This window comes from uncultured Campylobacter sp., assembly GCF_938031315.1.
Classification (GTDB): Bacteria; Campylobacterota; Campylobacteria; order Campylobacterales; family Campylobacteraceae; genus Campylobacter_B.
This window is the reverse complement of sequence record NZ_CALHHT010000303.1, coordinates 1-1,514: the sequence shown is the minus strand read 5'-3', so window position 1 is coordinate 1,514 and position 1,514 is coordinate 1. Positions and strand designations below refer to the sequence as shown.

General features: G+C 46.2%; 2 protein-coding genes. Both read left to right on the top strand.

Translation table 11 applies throughout. The features are described from left to right. Positions 1-632 (top strand): transporter substrate-binding domain-containing protein (locus Q0236_RS07515; protein WP_297916573.1); only part of this gene is annotated, 632 nt, incomplete at its 5' end. 19 nt (positions 633-651) lie between these two features. Beyond that, on the top strand, positions 652-1,455 hold the full coding sequence (locus Q0236_RS07510) for a transporter substrate-binding domain-containing protein (protein WP_297916571.1): 804 nt from the start codon (positions 652-654) through the stop codon (positions 1,453-1,455). The last annotated feature ends 59 nt before the right edge of the window (positions 1,456-1,514 follow it).

Sequence of the window (1,514 nt, the reverse complement as noted above, 5' to 3'; positions counted from 1 at the left end):
AGCTCGCAAAGGAAATTTTCGGCGGCAAAGAGGGTAAGATCGAGTATATAATCACTCAAGGAAACGACCGTATCAACGCCGTGCGAGATAATAAAGTAGATCTTGATATCGCAGTGATCACGGTTACGAAAGAGCGCGAGAAGATAGTGGATTTCTCAAATCCTTATTTTAGCGTAAACGTAGGCGTGCTAAGCCGCGCGGGCGATAATATCAAAACCGTAAACGATCTGCAAGATAAGGAAATTTTAGCGGAGAGCGGCACCGTTGCGTATGAGTATTTTGCAAAGCAGGGTCATACGATCCTTCCTTGCAGCAACTCCTCCGATTGCTATCGCAAGCTAAAAGCGGGCGAAGGCGCTGCATACGCAGACGATAATCTCGTCGTTTTGGCTTATGCGGTAGTAGATAGAAAGGTCGAAGCAAATATTATAAATTTAGGCACCTCGGACTTCTTGGCTATCGCGGTGCAAAAGGGTAATGACGATCTGCTTGACGCTATAAATTCCGGGCTTGTAAATTTAAGCAAAAGCGGCTTTTTCAAGAAAATTTTTAATGAGACGATAGATCCGTATTACAAAGGTACCGCCGAAAGGAAGTATTTCTTGCTGGATGATCTTTACAAAATGTTTTAAGTTTATCAAAGGATAAAAGATGAAAAAATTTTTATTTGCGCTGCTATTTGCGGCGAGCGCAATTTTTGCAAACTCCTTAGACGAGATCAGAGCGAGCGGCAAGATCCGCATCGGCGTGCAGAGCGAGCAGCCTCCGTTTAGCTTTGACGATAACGGCACGATGGTGGGATTTGAGGTCGATTTGGCTAAAGAGCTCGTAAAGAATTTATTCGGCAACAAAAGCAGCGATATAGAATTTGTCCCGGTCGGATCGAACGAGCGGGTGGCTGCCGTCGTGCAAAACAAGGTCGATCTGGTCATATCCGAGCTTACCGTGACTAAAGAGCGGGCGCGAGAGGTGGACTTTTCATATCCTTACTACTCGGTGCAGATCGGCGTATTAACCAGAGCCGACGATAATATCTCCCGCATCGATCAGATCGCGAATAATAAAATTTTAACCGTAAGCGGCACTACCGCCGACGATCACTTCAAAAGCGCGGGCTATACGATCATAAACTGCGCCGATGCCAACGAGTGCGTCGCGAAGCTAAAGGCGGGCCAGGGCGTCGGCTTTGCCGACGATAATACCGTCGTGCTCGGATACGCTAGAAACGATGCCGCGCTGGATGCGAAGATCACCAATCTAGGCAGGGTCGATTACATCGCCGTAGCTCTTGCCAAGGGTAACACTCAGCTACTCGATGCCGTAAACGGTAGCCTCATTAGAATGTATAAGAATAAATTTTTCCAAAAGAGCTTCGAAAACGACATCAAGCCTTATTACGGCGGTAAGATCGATAAAAAACATTTTACGCTTGATGAGGTTTATAGCCTGTTTTAAGCCTAGACGCATTTAAAATTTTAAGGCGTCGTTTGGCACCTAAATATACGCGCAGCTGC

Bases quoted from the DNA above. Each gene is read 5' to 3' on its own strand.
- Q0236_RS07510 (WP_297916571.1), top strand. From the start codon at position 652: ATGAAAAAATTTTTATTTGCGCTGCTATTTGCGGCGAGCGCAATTTTT.